Genomic DNA, 14854 nt, shown 5'->3' on the forward strand with positions numbered 1-14854 from the left:
CTATGGCTACACTAATCGCTGAGAACCTGGCGAAAGCCTACAAAGGCCGCCGCGTGGTGGAAGATGTTAGCCTGCAGGTAAAATCCGGCGAGATTGTCGGCCTGCTGGGCCCAAACGGTGCCGGTAAAACCACCACCTTTTACATGGTGGTGGGTATTGTGCCGCGCGATGCCGGCCGCATCGTGATTGATGATGAAGACATCAGCATTCTGCCGCTGCATGCGCGCGCCCGTCGCGGCATCGGCTATCTGCCGCAGGAAGCCTCGATCTTCCGTCGCCTGAGCGTGTACGACAACCTGATGGCTGTGCTGCAGATCCGTGATGATTTAACCGAAGAACAGCGTCAGGATCGGGCCAACGAGCTGATGGAAGAGTTCCATATTGGCCATCTGCGCGACAGCATGGGCCAGGCGCTGTCGGGTGGTGAACGCCGTCGTGTGGAAATTGCCCGCGCGCTGGCGGCTAATCCGAAATTCATCCTGCTGGACGAACCTTTTGCCGGTGTTGACCCGATCTCGGTTATCGACATCAAGAAAATCATCGAGCATCTGCGTGACAGCGGCCTTGGCGTGCTGATTACCGACCACAACGTGCGTGAAACCCTCGCGGTGTGTGAACGCGCTTATATCGTCAGCCAGGGACATTTAATTGCCCATGGCACGCCTGATGAAATTCTTGTAGATGAGCAAGTTAAGCGTGTTTATTTGGGCGAAGAGTTCAGACTCTGATAAGGTGTTGTAACACCCTACGTTTGCTTAGGAAATTCTTACCGAATTATGAAGCAAGGTTTGCAACTCAGGCTCAGCCAACAGCTGGCGATGACTCCACAGTTGCAGCAAGCCATTCGCTTGCTGCAACTCTCTACGCTTGAACTCCAGCAAGAACTGCAACTGGCGCTGGAAAGCAATCCGCTGCTTGAACAAACCGAACTGCACGAAGAAGTTGACGCACGTGAATTTCAGGATCAGGAAAGTGATTCGTTAGACACGCGCGAAGCGCTTGAGCAGAAAGATATGCCTGAAGAGCTTCCGCTCGACGCTACCTGGGACGAAATCTACACCGCAGGCACACCGTCAGGCACCGGCACCGATTACCAGGATGACGAACTGCCGATCTACCAAGGCGAAACCACCCAATCGCTGCAGGATTACCTGATGTGGCAGGTTGAGTTAACGCCGTTCACTGATACCGATCGCGCGATTGCCACGTCAATTGTTGATGCCATTGATGACACCGGCTATCTCACCGTCAGCTTACAAGATATTTATGACAGTATTGGTGATGAAGAGCTGGCGCTGGAAGAAGTCGAAGCCGTGCTCAAGCGCGTGCAGCGTTTCGATCCGATCGGCGTCGGTGCACGGGATTTGCGTGATTGCCTGTTAGTCCAGCTGTCGCAATATGCTGCCGACACGCCCATGCTGGCGGAAGCGCGCCTGATTGTTAGCGAACATCTCGATCTGCTGGCCAACCATGATTTCCGCAGCCTGATGCGCGTAACCCGTCTGAAGGAAGAAGTGCTGAAAGAGGCGATGCTGCTGATTCAGTCACTCGATCCGCGCCCAGGCCAGTCGATCAATACCAGCGAACCGGAATATGTCATTCCCGATGTGCTGGTGCGCAAAATCAGTAAGCGCTGGACGGTTGAACTCAATTCCGACAGCATGCCGCGCCTGAAAATCAATCAGCAGTACGCTGCGATGGGCGGAGCTGGCCGTAATGAAAGCGATAACCAGTTTATTCGCAGCAACTTACAGGAAGCCAAGTGGCTGATTAAGAGCCTGGAGAGCCGCAACGACACGCTGCTGAAAGTGACACGCTGTATCGTTGAACAGCAGCAGGCGTTTTTTGAGCAGGGTGAGGAGTACATGCTTCCAATGGTGTTGGCGGATATCGCCCAAGCTGTTGATATGCATGAATCCACCATTTCCCGCGTGACCACGCAAAAGTATTTACACAGCCCGCGTGGCATCTTTGAACTGAAATATTTTTTCTCCAGTCACGTCAACACCGAAGGCGGCGGCGAAGCCTCTTCCACGGCGATTCGTGCATTGGTGAAAAAATTAATCTCGGCGGAAAAACCCCGCAAAACCCTTGAGCGACAGCAAACTGACCTCCATGTTATCCGAACAGGGCATCATGGTTGCGCGACGTACGGTTGCTAAATATCGCGAGTCTTTATCTATACCGCCATCAAACCAGCGCAAGCAATTGGTTTGACCGAACGAAGAAGGAAGACCTATGCAGCTAAACCTTACCGGACTTAATGTTGAAATTACCGAACCTCTGCGTGAATTTGTAAATACCAAATTTGCCAAACTGGAACACTATTTTGATCGTATCAATCAGGTTTATATTGTTCTGAAGGTAGAGAAGGTGACGCAGGTTGCGGATGCAACACTGCACGTCAACGGCGGAGAGCTGCACGCCACATCGGAAGCGGAAGACATGTACGCGGCCATCGACGGGTTAATCGATAAGCTTTCCCGTCAGCTGACCAAGCACAAAGACAAACTGAAAAAACACTAACCTTCACGCTTGCAGAGTGCTGACTGATTCGGCACTTAGAGCATAAATGGGGCGGAACTTACCGCCCCGTTTTGTCATCTGCGCAAGCGCCAGCGGGCGAACGGTAATGAAATCAATTGCCTGAAACTCGCGGCTATGTGAACTCGCAAGTGAAACGATGATGAACAACGATCTAACACTGGAATTGAGCTCGGTCCTTTCACTGGACTGTACCCGTAGCGGCGTACACTGCCAGAGTAAAAAACGCGCGCTGGAGATTATCAGCGAGCTGGCAGCGAAGCAGCTCAATCTGCCGCACCAGACGCTTTTCGAAGCCATCCTGACCCGCGAACGCATGGGCAGTACCGGTATTGGTAACGGCATCGCCATTCCACATGGCAAGCTGGAAGAGGACACCTTACGCGCTGTCGGCGTGTTTATTAGCCTCGATCAGCCTATCGCTTTTGATGCGGTAGATAATCAGCCGGTTGACCTGCTGTTTGCCCTGCTGGTACCTGCGGACCAGTGTAAAACCCACTTACACACGCTTTCGCTGGTTGCCAAACGCCTCGCAGATAAAACCGTCTGTCGTCGTTTGCGCGCGGCACAGAGCGACCAAGAGCTCTACGCCATTATCACAGAAGCTCAGGAAGCACACTCTTAAGCGAGAAACACTTTTACCGGCGTTTTCGCCGGTTTAAAACGGGAGAAATGTGATGGTGCTGATGATCGTTAGCGGTCGGTCAGGCTCAGGAAAATCAGTCGCGCTGCGTGCCCTCGAAGATATGGGCTTTTACTGTGTCGACAACTTGCCGGTGGTGCTGCTACCGGAGCTGGCGAATACCTTAACCGAACGCAATATCTCTGCGGCAGTCAGCATTGATGTGCGTAACATGCCGGAATCACCGGAAGTCTTTGAAGCGGCGCTCAACAATCTGCCCGATGCCTTTTCGCCGCAGCTGCTGTTTCTTGATACCGATCGCAACACGTTGATTCGCCGCTACAGCGATACGCGTCGCCTGCATCCGCTCTCCAGCAAAAACTTGTCGCTGGAGAGTGCTATCGATGAAGAGAACGATCTGCTGGAGCCACTGCGCTCACGCGCCGATCTGATTATCGATACCTCTGAGATGTCGGTTCATGAGCTGGCGGAGATGCTGCGTACCCGCCTGTTAGGCAAGCGTGAGCGTGAACTGACCATGGTGTTTGAGTCATTCGGCTTCAAACACGGCATTCCGATCGACGCCGATTATGTTTTCGATGTGCGCTTCCTGCCAAACCCGCACTGGGATCCTAAGCTGCGTCCGATGACCGGTCTGGATCGTCCAGTGGCCGCCTTCCTCGATCGTCACACCGAAGTGCACAATTTTATCTATCAAACGCGCAGCTATCTGGAACTGTGGCTGCCGATGCTGGAAACCAATAACCGCAGCTATCTCACCGTCGCCATTGGCTGTACCGGCGGTAAGCATCGTTCGGTGTATATCGCGGAACAACTGGCGGATTATTTCCGTTCACGCGGTAAAAACGTGCAGTCTCGTCATCGCACTCTGGAAAAACGCAAATCATGACCGTGAAGCAAACCGTTGAAATTCGTAATAAGCTGGGCATGCACGCGCGCCCAGCGATGAAGCTGTTCGAGCTGGTGCAGAGTTTTGATGCTGAAGTGTTGCTGCGTAACGAATCGGGCACCGAAGCGGAAGCCAGCAGCGTGATTGCGTTGCTGATGCTCGACTCAGCGAAAGGCGGTCATATTGAAATCGAAGCCAGCGGCCCGCAGGAAGAGCAGGCGCTGGCAGCGGTCATCGAACTGTTTGAAGCGGGCTTTGACGAAGATTAAGCCTTTCAATGCAGCTTGTAGCGATTCAGGAAACCTTCGCCGCCTAACTGGCGCATCTGCCGCATAATCCACTGCTGGCGCTGTCGCGTGTAGCCTGAAGGCGCATCGGCACGGAAGCGGATCGGATTGGGTAGAACCGCCGCCAGTAACGCGGCTTCAGACATCGTCAGGCGGCTGGCGGGTTTATGGAAATAGCGCTGTGAGGCCTCTTCCACGCCAAATACGCCATCGCCAAATTCTGCAATATTGAGATAAACCGTCAGGATGCGCCGCTTGGTCCACACGGTTTCGATTCCCACCGTGAGTCCCGCTTCCAGCCCTTTACGTACCCAGCTGCGGCCATCCCATAGAAACAGGTTTTTCGCCGTCTGCTGAGACAAGGTTGAAGCTCCGCGCATGCGTTCATTGCCATCGTTATCCAGCACTGATTGAATGGCATCAACATCAAAGCCCCAATGCTCGGGAAACTTTTGATCTTCAGAAGCGATAACCGCTAAAGCCATCCACGGCGAGATCTCATCCATGCCGACCCAATCCGAGTGCGCCACATAATCAAAACGCCCTGTAAACCAGGCACCGATTTGCCGCTCCATCATTACCGCCGAAAACGGTACCGGTAAAAAAGCAAACAGCAGAATGCCCGCTAACCAGATGCCGAGCCAGGCCAGCAGCACTTTAGCAATCAGTACTTTAATACGTTTTCCCAGCGTCCCTTTACTCTTGCTCATGCAATTTTCTCTTACCTGTTCCCTGTATTAATCAATCACCCAAGTCACAATAGCTAACACCAACGATTAACCACTAAATTTTATCCTCTGATTGGCAAAAACGTCAGTGAAATTGTTGCCTGCGCAATCAACGTTCCTCTATTAGAGCCAATCACATCAAGCACTTCCGCCAAAAAGGAATCGGTTCCATGATGTTAAATGCACCAGGCGCTGCGTGCATGAACACTTAACTGAATGTGATATCGCTCACGCAAAAGCTTTCATGAAGCTTAACTATCATTTTTTATGATGTTCGAACTTGTTCATTGATTACAGAGACCATTCTGAAAAATGCGACCAAATCTGTCTGATCCTGCCTGCATTCGGCCTCAATGATGGTAAAGCGATTTACCGCACAATTGGTTTACATCATTCAATAAACTATAAACTGGAACTTTCCGTTTAAGGTTTCCAAAACGTTTTGGATAAGCCGTCAGAAAACCTGACTTTATTCATAAATATCAGCATGTTAATCTAACTTAACTTCAATTTTTTGTCAGAATCACATTTTCCATGCTCGTGTCAGGCTTTTCCTGCTAACGACTGAAGCAAAACCAGGCAAAAAGCAGAACAATTGGTCAAAAAAGGTGCAATATGGCAAAGAAATTAATTCCTTGCTTGACTGTGTCAGCAAATTAATGTTTTCTGTATTTAATCGCTGCTCAACATCACACAATTTAATGAATCTTGTCACAAGCATTGGCGAATTTGTTAAGGTGATTTGGAAGCGTTAACCAATACCGAACTGCTGCTTTCTTATTCGATTTCTAATAATAGCAGCAGTGCCCATTTCCCTGGTGTTGGCGCAGTATTCGCGCACCCCAGTTTCGACTGGGGTCATTTTTTTCTAACGTCCTGTAATTTTTCCCGCTCCGCTACCCATTCACGTAACACGTTCACGTCTTTCAGCCACTCTTGTTTTAACTCATCGACCCACTCTTGCACGTTGTCCCACCACGCTGGCAATTCCGGCGACTGAATCTGCTTCGCCAACTGCTGTATATGCAGTAAGCCAACCGAACCTGCCGCACCTTTGATCTTGTGCCCTTCTTCAGCAATGCCTTTTTGATCGCGCGCCATCATGTTGGAATCCAGCACCTCGAGGTAGCCCGGCATCATCTGCTCAAACATGGTCAGGCTTTGGGTAATCAATCCTGGGCCAACCAGTTCAATGTATTGCTCCAGCATCGCCACATCTAACAGCGTGCGCGACTGCGCGTCTGATGATTCGGTGGCGATCTCTTCCAGCTCCGGCTGATAATCCCAGAACTTCTTGATCACCGCCGTAAGCGCTGGCACAGCAAGCGGTTTGCTCAACACATCATCCATGCCGGCATCGAGATACTCTTTTTTGTCTTTCAGCACATTGGCGGTCAATGCCACCAGCGGCGGCAGCGCCACATCTGCGTAATGCTGATGGATGGCACGTGACACGTCGAGGCCCGTCATATCCGGAAGCTGAATATCGAGCAGCACCAGATCGAACTCCTGCGGATCAAACATCGCCAGCGCGTCCGTACCGGTCATCGCGACTTCGACGCTGCAACCCAGCTTCTCCAGTACCGAACGCGCAACAATCACGTTGAGTTCAATATCTTCCACCAGTAATACGTGCAGCGCCGGCAACGGCATACTGTCATCCAGATTGTCGTCTTCCACTTCCTCAGCGACGCGTGGCGCGTTGATCTCCACGGTGAAGCAGGAACCCTGCCCCGCGACGCTACTCACGCTAATATCGCCGCCCATCGCCTGGGCTAAACGACGCGAGACCGCTAAACCGATGCCGGTGCCCGTCGCCGGCTTGCCGCCGTGCTGATCTTTCACCTGGTAATACATGGCGAAGATCTTATCCTGCTCTTCCTGCGGAATGCCCATGCCGGAATCCTGCACTTCAAAGTGCAGCGTTTCATCCTGACGATAGGCAACGCGCACCACAATCTCGCCCTGCTGAGTAAATTTCACGGCATTGCCGATCAGGTTCCACAGAATCTGACGCAGACGCGTGCCATCCGCCGAAATTTTATGGGGCAGCGGCAGCTCCGGCGCCATGACAAATTTCAGTCCTTTTGGCTGCGCCAGCAGACCGGAGAGGTTTTCCAGATCGGCGAGGAAACCGGTGAAATCCAGCGGCTGATTATCCAGCTGCACTTTGCGGCGTTCGATTTTGTCCACTTCAATTACATCATTGAAGATGTTGCCCAGCGTGATGGCCGACACGTGGATGGTTTTGAGGTACTTCAGCTGCTCCTGATTGAGATCGGTATCCAGCAGGATGCGGCTCAGCCCGACGATGCCATTCAGCGGCGTACGCAGCTCATGGCTGATAGTCGAAATAAAGGTGGTCTTCTCACGGCTGGCGTTCTCCAGCGCGTCCTGATAGCGCTTACGCTCGGTAATGTCGCGGCCAAAGCCCATCAGGCCACTGCGTTTGCCGACGCGGTCGTAATAGGGCACTTTACGGATTTCGAAACAGGCTTTGCGCCCGTCGGGATATTGCAGCCACTGTTCGTAGGTCAGCGACACATTGTGGCGGAACACCTTCTCATCGGTTTCCAGCACTTTGGTCGCGGCTTCGTCATCGTAGATATCGCGGGGTGTCAGGCCAATCAGCTGCTTTTCGCTCATGCCGGTTAGCAGTTCCATGGCGCGGTTACAGCCGGAGAACTGCTTATCAATGTTGCGGTAGAACACCAAATCCGGTGACGCATCAAGGAATGAGCGCAGGAAGGAGGATTGCTGTTCCAGCTCAATTTGCGCCTGCTCGCGTCGTGCCATCTCTTCGCGCAGCTTATCCATCACCTGCTCGCGCGCCTGCTCGGCTTTGATACGGTCGTTAATTTCCTGATTAAGCTGGGTGATGGTCTCTTTCATCTGCTGGTTCAGCTCGAGATCGCGCGTACGCATCTCTTCCAGCTTATCTACCAGTTTCGACAGGCGCTGGCGCGACTCTTCCAGCTGATCGACCACCACTGAGAGGAAATAGACGGCCCAGGGCGTAATCAACAGACCGAAGAAGATGGAGCGGACGACGTCGATGCTCTCCACATGCCCACGCAATACCATGGTGACGGCCATCTGTACCACCATCGCCAGCACCACCAGCGCTGAGGCTAACAGCAGCGAAAAGCGTACCAGGCCGAGTTTGACCATCAAATCAACGTAGTACTGCGCTAAAAGACGAATCTGTTTCATTACGAGCTCCCTGAACGAAATCTGGCTCATGATAGCGTAATTATCGCTGCGCTGCCCCGCTTCACCCGGCCATATCGCGCAGGTTATGCCCTGTAATGGTGCATCGCAGCGTGATTTCGCCGACGTTCCCTTCTATATGCGCAAAGCGCTTGACTAATTCTGCCAACTGAATAATCTGGAGGGCCGCGCTTTTGCGAACCTTTCCTCAACATCCGGTGCTAATCAGCACCCTGGCAGCCATTCATCCTGATGGTTGCACCTCTTTATTGCATACCCATTCAATTTAAATGACTTTCTACGCATGCTTTGTGTGATTAATTTTACTAATGGCAGCGCCATTTTGATTCAAATATGACGCCATAAGAAAAACAGATACATGCTGTGTATCAACTGCCCCTAACAGCATTAAATGCTGTTATAACCCTTTCTGCCAGCATTGTTTGGATATTAGAGGGCTGGGTCACAGTGAGACGGCTCACACTTCCTGGGGGAATGCGCAGCGGGATATTGACATAAATTTACGCAATAAATTCTTATTAATCATTTAATTAAGTGACAAGAAAGCCTATTACCCGCATCAAAGCTGGCTATTTGACCTGAGTTCGCTTTCCCGATAAGTTGGAATTCCACTGGAAGCTTTCCTGGTGGGCCTGTGTCTCGGCATATCTATGCAGCAAGAAGCCTCCCTCTGGATGCAAGCTATCTCCCGAAAGAGACCGGAATAAAAAGAGCAGCTCATTAAGGACGTGACAACAGTGTCTTGAGAGCCCTTGCTCGGTGCTGCGACGCCTGCTCTTTACTGAGCGGCACAAGAATTGATACCGCCGCGCTGGCTTACATTGTCACGCTGCGGTACACGAAATAATGCAGGTAATGTCAAAAGAAGTTTAAGGAGACTCTCAATGTCCACGCAAAAACCGAATCCCTATGGTTTGTATGACCCATCAGCTGGCAGTGACAGCTGTGGTGTAGGTTTCATTACCCGTAAGGACGGCGAGCAGACTCATGAGATTCTGCGGATGGCCCATAGCGCGCTGTGCACGGTTCCGCACCGAGGCGGCATGTCTGCCGAAGGCGTGGGCGATGGCGCGGGTGTGAACGTCGATCTCTCCCTGAACTTCTTCCGCAAGGTCACCGGTCTGGCGCTGGAAGCCGGCCGTTTTGGCGTCGGTAACTTCTTTGTACCAAAAGACGCAGAGCTGCGTGCAAATGCTGAGCGTCTGGTTGAAGAAACGCTGGCGGCGCATAACTTCCCGGTATTAGTGAAACGCGATATGCCGCTGGACGGCAGCGTGACGCGCCCGGCCGCCCTGCAATTCCAGCTGCCGATTGTGCAGTGGATTTTTGCCGCGCCGCAGGAAGTGACTGAACAACTCGAATTCGAGCGCCAGATTTATCGCGCGCTGCTGGATATCGAAGCGCGCGCCTTTACCGAAAGCGAATTCGGCGGCCTCTATCCGCTGTCGCTCTCTTCGCGCACGCAGGTATTTAAAGCGCGTCTGAACTCCAACGAAGTGATTCCTTACTTCAAAGATTTGACCGATGCCGATCATCAGGTGCGCGGGCTGTTCTTCCACACCCGTTTCTCGACCAACACCGATCCGCATACCACCATGGCGCAGCCATTCCGCTTAATGGCGCACAACGGCGAGCTGAACACCGATCGTAAAAACCGCATTGCCGAAGCGGCACTGATGCTGGCGCGCGGTAAAAAAATCGTGCGTCCAAAAGGTCAGTCCGACAGTTCGCGTCTCGACCAGAGCATCCATAGCCGTTTGATGGAAGATAACCTCGACCTGATCAACGCCGTAGTTTCGATGATGCCGCCAGCGTGGGAGAACGATACCTCGCTCTCGAACGAAGTGCGCGCCATGCTCGAGTACTTCTCTTTATATGAAGAGAAGAACGATGGCCCAGCTGCGCTGATCTTCGGTAACGGTGAAGTGATCGGCGCGCGACTTGACCGCCTCGGTCTGCGTCCGCTGCGTTCCGTTGAAACCGCGGAGTACATCGGTGCGATGTCTGAAGCGGGCCAGATCGCCTTCCCACCGGAAAGCGTGCTGCGTCGTGGCCGTATCGAAGCGGGCGGCATGCTCTATTACGATCACAAAGAGAAACGCTCTTACACCACGGTTGAAGCGCTGGAAAAACTGGCCGCTGAAAAAGATTATCTGTCACTGCTGAGCAAAGCGCGTATCGATCTCGCCGACCTGCCAGAAATTCAGGCAGAGCAGCTCGGCTCGCCGCTGCGTTATCGTGGTGACCTCAAAACCCTATCAACGTTTTGTCGCCTACTACTACAACCAGGAAAGCTTCAAATTCATGATGGATCCGATGCTGCAAACCGGCGCTGAGAAGATCTCAGCCATGGGTTACGGCAACGCCATCAACGGCCTGTCTGACCACGAAGGCGGCATGGCGCACTACTTCTCACAACGATTTGCCCAGGTTACCAACCCGCCGCTCGACTCCATTCGTGAAGCGGACGGCATGACGCTGCGTGTGGCGCTGGGTGCGAAGCCGCATCTCGGCCGCAGCAAAGGTCAGCAAATCATTGTTCCGACGCCAATCCTGACGCACCTCGACATGCTGCGCCTGCGCGAGCAAACCGTCGCTCCTTATGCGCGTTTCGAGATGCTGTATGAGCCGGTGGTCGGCAAAGATATCGTCAGCCGTGCGGCCAACGCCAACGCGCTGGAAAAAGCCATTGATGACTTAGCCCAGCAGGTAGTGGATTTCGCACGCCAGCAAGGCGGCATCGCGGTGATCACCGATCGTCATATCTCTTCAACTCACGCAGCGATCCCGATGCTGCTGATGGTGTCGGCGATCAACCAACGTCTGGTGCAGGAAGGTCTGCGTCTGGATGTTTCGCTGGTGGTCGAAAGTGGTCAAAGCATCTCTTCACACCATATCGCGGCGACGCTGGGCTTCGGTGCTTCTGCCGTTTACCCACTCGGCGTGCAGATGCGTGCGGAAGAGAAATTCGGTGAAGGCGAAGAAGGCAATAAAGCCTTTAAACGCTATGCCAAAGCAGCCGAAAAAGCGCTGATGAAAACCATGGGTAAAGTCGGCCTGTGTACCGTTGAGAGCTACAGCTGCGGCGAGTTCTTCGAGCCGAACTTCCTGAATACCGACGATCCGGTATTGAAAAAGTATTTCCCGAATATCAAAACGCCGGTTGGCGGCGCGGGCTTCCCGGCGATCGCCCAGATGGCAGTAGACTGGCATCAAAGCGCATTAAAAATTCAGGGCGAAGCGGAAGTGCCGTTGCTCGGCCTGTTCAAAGAGCGTGCTGAAGGCGCGGGCCACTCATACGGCACCATCGCGGTGCGTACCTTCATTGATATGACGGAACAACCGATTCGCTTTGCTAACAAAGAGCGCGAAGAGGACAACTTTATTCGTTTGATGACGCTGGCCAAACTGGATAATGCGTTCAACATCAAAGCGGAAGCCTTTAAAGACAGCAGCTTCGAGCGCATCCCAAATGATGTGATCGACAGCTTTGCCATCACGCCAGATTATCGTCAGTTCTCCAGCCTGATGCATGCCGAGCGTAAACGCCGTCCGGCGGCGCTACGTGACATCCTCGCGCTGCCGTGCGATTTGACCCACGTGGACAGCGAAGCCGAATTCGGCCGCAAACTGGGCCGCTACTCGCTGGTGAACAACGGTTTCGCTACGCGTGGCCTGAAATGTGAAGCAGTGAACGGCAGCCTGAACCAGTTTGAGCTGCGTCTGATCGATGCCATTGCTGGCCTGAAACCAGAAAGCGAGCGCCTGGAAGCGCTGGCACGGGCACTGAAAACCCGTTTCACCGACGATATCGAAAGCAGCAACGTGGCGGATGGCGTGCTGCACATCACCGCTTACGGCAAAGCGGCCGATTATCTGTCGCTGATCTTCACCGCGCTGCCATCGCTGCCGCTGGAAGAGATTCAGCCAGCCCACGAAATCACCCGTACCTTTGCTTCCGGTGCGATGAGCCACGGTGCGTTGGTTGCGCCGGCGCACGAAGCTGTCGCGCACGGTACTAACATGGTTGGCGGCATGAGTAACTGTGGTGAAGGTGGCGAGCACTATTCACGTCACGGCACCATCCGCGCGTCACGTATCAAGCAGTTGGCATCCGGGCGTTTCGGCGTGTGGGCGGCTTATCTTGCTGATCCAATGCTGGAAGAGCTGGAGATCAAAATCGGTCAGGGCGCGAAGCCCGGTGAAGGCGGCCAGCTGCCGGCACCAAAAGTGACCGTTGAGATTGCCGCAGCGCGTGGCGGTACGCCGGGCGTTGAGCTGGTTTCACCGCCGCCGCACCACGACACTTATTCCATCGAGGATTTGGCGCAGCTGATCCACGACTGTAAAGCCGCGCGCGTGCGCGTCATCGTCAAACTGGTTTCCTCTGAAGGTATCGGCACCATCGCCGTCGGCGTGGCGAAAGCCGGCGCGGATGTCATTAACGTCGCGGGTAACACCGGCGGCACCGGCGCAGCGTCCGTTACCAGCCTGAAATATACCGGCCGCGTCGCGGAAATCGGCATCGCTGAAGTGCATCAGGCGCTGTGTGCCAACGGCCTGCGCGACAAAGTGCAGCTGCGCTGCTCCGGCGCGCAGCAAACCGGCAGCGATGTGATCAAATCTGCCCTGCTCGGCGGCGATAGCTTCGAGTTCGGTACCACCGCGCTGATGATGCTGAAATGCGTGATGGCGAAAAACTGTAACGTCAAATGCCCGGCCGGTTTAACCACCAACGCCGAAGCCTTTGATGGTGATCCGCGTCAGCTGGCGCAGTACTTCATCAACGTGGCGCAGGAAGTGCGTGAGTTCCTCGCCCGCCTCGGTCTGCGGTCTCTGCGTGAAGCGCGTGGCCGTTCGGATCTGCTGCACTTGATGGATCACCCGCTGGAAGTCGGCAAACTGGATCTGCGTGCGATGTTGACCGTAGTGCCAGAGCAGAAAATTGCCAAGCCGGTGTATCTGGAAAAAGACTTTGAGCTGGATGATGGCTGGGTCAGCGAGCTGAAAACGCAGCTGGTTGGCGCGGCAAGCCGTGAAATCGCGCTGGGCGCGGGCATCACGCTGAACAACCGTAACAAAAGCGTCGGTGGTCAGCTGGCGATCGATATCGAACGCATGCTGAACCATGAACTCTCGACAGAGCAGCTGGCTGCATTGCCAGCGGTGCTGAAAGACGATCGCGGTCGTCACTATCTGGCGCCAGCCACCGTGCTGATTAACACCAGCGGCTCTGCTGGCCAGTCGTTCGGCGCGTTCTGCAACGACGGCATGCAGATGAAGCATTACGGCACCTGTAACGACGGTGTCGGCAAAGGCCAGTGCGGCGGCGAGTTGGTGGTGATGTCACCAGGCGGCGGCGCACAGGATAGCGATGGCAACGTGTTGATCGGTAACTTCGCGCTGTTTGGCGCCACCGGCGGCCGTCTGTTCGTTCAGGGCCAGGCGGGTGACCGCTTCGCCGTGCGTAACTCCGGCGCAACCGCGGTAGTGGAAGGCGTTGGTGACTTCTGCTGCGAATACATGACCAACGGCGCCATCCTCAACCTTGGCACTTTTGGTAAAGGCTTTGGCAACGGCATGAGCGGCGGTTTCGCTTACCAGTACGATCCGTATGGATCGCTGGCAGCCCACGCAGCAGGTGATTCGGTGCTGTTTGGTTCTATCGCTGATGAAGATGAAATGGCGCAGGTGCACAAACAAGCGGTGCTGACCATGCTGAACTGGCATCTGGAAGCAACCCAATCGCCACGCGCGGCCTGGCTGCTGGATAACTGGGAAACCGAGTGCCACCACTTTGTTTATGTGATGCCGCGTTCGCTGCTGCTGTATCAGGATGGCACTGAAATCCTGAAAGCCAAATCACGTAAAGACCTGCTTGAAGAGCTGTCAACCTCGCTGGCTGCGCATCAGGTTGCGAAGTTCAAATCAGCGTGGCGTGACGGTAAAACCATTGCCAACGGCGCAGTTCCGGCTTATGGCGCGACCGATACGCTGGAGATGTTTGTTCTGCTGAACAATTACACCGTTCTCAGCCTCGCGCAGCAGCTGGCGCTGGGCAAACTGCCGAAAGGCACGGCGGTGGAAGATCCAGCAGTAGAAAAAGCGGTACGTAATCTGCTGATGACCGAAGATTTCACGCTCATCAGCAAGCTGCAACGTCATGCACGCTCGGCGATTGAGAGTTACAGTGATGACGAGCTGGCAAGCCTGATCGCCGCGAAACGAATGTCAGATTACAAAGCGGCATTAACGCAGCGCAACATTCGCTCGATGGACAGCCTGGCGACTTACGGCTGGATCATCTATCAGGATGCCTGCAACCGTGAAGTGCTTGGTCATCTGCCTGATTTTGAAGAGCTGTTTGCGCGTGCTGCACTGCCAGAAATCGCTGCTGCGGTCGGGAAACTTTCCTGATTACAGCGCCAATGAACAAGTGTAATTTTGACCTTTCCCTCACTACTTCAAGGTGCAGAAAGGCGGCAAACGCATCTGTAACCTGAAGTATGACAGGGATAAAATTTTGAACAGG

General features: G+C 53.9%; 7 protein-coding genes and 2 pseudogenes. 7 read left to right on the forward strand and 2 right to left on the reverse strand.

Translation table 11 applies throughout. The features are described 5' to 3' along the window. Nucleotides 1-2: 2 nt before the first annotated feature. From lptB to npr, 6 genes and pseudogenes are all read left to right on the forward strand, one after another. Nucleotides 3-728: an LPS export ABC transporter ATP-binding protein gene (lptB, locus tag Q3H59_RS17855; protein WP_008104371.1), complete on the forward strand. Its 726-nt coding sequence runs from the start codon at nt 3-5 to the stop codon at nt 726-728. Between the two features lie 48 nt (nt 729-776). Beyond that, nucleotides 777-2217, forward strand: a pseudogene (gene rpoN, locus Q3H59_RS17860) (RNA polymerase factor sigma-54). 21 nt (nt 2218-2238) lie between these two features. Continuing rightward, nucleotides 2239-2526 (forward strand): ribosome hibernation promoting factor, encoded by a 288-nt coding sequence (hpf, locus tag Q3H59_RS17865; protein WP_101762283.1) that lies wholly within the window; start codon nt 2239-2241, stop codon nt 2524-2526. A 160-nt stretch (nt 2527-2686) separates the two neighbouring features. Beyond that, nucleotides 2687-3169: a PTS IIA-like nitrogen regulatory protein PtsN gene (gene ptsN, locus Q3H59_RS17870; protein WP_176970221.1), complete on the forward strand. Its 483-nt coding sequence runs from the start codon at nt 2687-2689 to the stop codon at nt 3167-3169. Nucleotides 3170-3221: 52 nt separating this feature from the next. Continuing rightward, on the forward strand, nt 3222-4076 hold the full coding sequence (rapZ, locus tag Q3H59_RS17875; RefSeq protein WP_101762285.1) for an RNase adapter RapZ: 855 nt from the start codon (nt 3222-3224) through the stop codon (nt 4074-4076). Next, on the forward strand, nt 4073-4345 hold the full coding sequence (npr, locus tag Q3H59_RS17880) for a PTS phosphocarrier protein NPr (protein WP_008104379.1): 273 nt from the start codon (nt 4073-4075) through the stop codon (nt 4343-4345). Before rapZ ends, npr begins: the two co-directional genes overlap by 4 nt. A 5-nt stretch (nt 4346-4350) precedes the next feature. On the opposite strand, the gene mtgA is transcribed toward npr, so the two are convergent. Further along, nucleotides 4351-5073: a monofunctional biosynthetic peptidoglycan transglycosylase gene (gene mtgA / locus Q3H59_RS17885; protein WP_192412544.1), complete on the reverse strand. Its 723-nt coding sequence runs from the start codon at nt 5071-5073 to the stop codon at nt 4351-4353. 876 nt (nt 5074-5949) lie between these two features. Continuing rightward, complete coding sequence (arcB, locus tag Q3H59_RS17890; RefSeq protein WP_192412546.1) at nt 5950-8304, reverse strand: aerobic respiration two-component sensor histidine kinase ArcB; 2355 nt, start codon at nt 8302-8304, stop codon at nt 5950-5952. A 902-nt stretch (nt 8305-9206) separates the two neighbouring features. On the opposite strand from arcB, the pseudogene Q3H59_RS17895 reads away from it, so the two are divergent. Further along, nucleotides 9207-14739, forward strand: a pseudogene (locus tag Q3H59_RS17895) (glutamate synthase-related protein). Nucleotides 14740-14854 lie beyond the last annotated feature (115 nt).

It is taken from the genome of Pantoea sp. SORGH_AS_0659 (genome assembly GCF_031453915.1).
GTDB lineage: Bacteria > Pseudomonadota > Gammaproteobacteria > Enterobacterales > Enterobacteriaceae > Pantoea > Pantoea leporis.